The organism is Saccharothrix sp. ST-888 (assembly GCF_000955975.1).
Classification (GTDB): domain Bacteria; phylum Actinomycetota; class Actinomycetes; order Streptomycetales; family Streptomycetaceae; genus Kitasatospora.
In genome coordinates this window covers 1-372 of sequence record NZ_JYJF01000500.1, presented here as the reverse complement: position 1 = coordinate 372, position 372 = coordinate 1, and the positions used below count along the sequence as shown (strand labels likewise).

General features: G+C 70.2%; 1 protein-coding gene. It reads right to left on the bottom strand.

Going from position 1 to position 372, the window contains the following annotated elements; translation table 11 throughout:
• Positions 1-190 (bottom strand): DnaJ domain-containing protein (locus UK12_RS33590; RefSeq protein WP_045307004.1); only part of this gene is annotated, 190 nt, incomplete at its 3' end.
• Positions 191-372: the final 182 nt, after the last annotated feature.

The following is a 372-nucleotide window of genomic DNA, read 5'->3' as shown; positions in this document are numbered from 1 at the left end:
GCGGTTCGCCGACGACGGAGTAAACATTCCGCGTCTGCGGGTCGGAGAGCACCTGGTAGGCGGCTTTTATCTCATTGAACCGCTCCTGCGTCTTCGCGTCCGGGTTGACGTCCGGATGCAGTTCGCGTGCCAGGCGCCGGAACGCCTGCTTGATCTCGTCCTGCCCCACATCCCGTCGGACGCCGAGCACCGCTCTCACAGCGGCGCCCTGCTGCTCCGTGGGAGTCGCCGGGCGCCGGGAGCCTCACCGGCCGGCCGGCTCGACAGTCACCGGCTCAGCGGCCGTTGAAGGCATCCTTCAGCCGCGAGAACAGCCCCTGCTGCCCCGGCGCGAACTGCCCGGAGGGGCGCTCCACGCCACGCAGCGCCGAG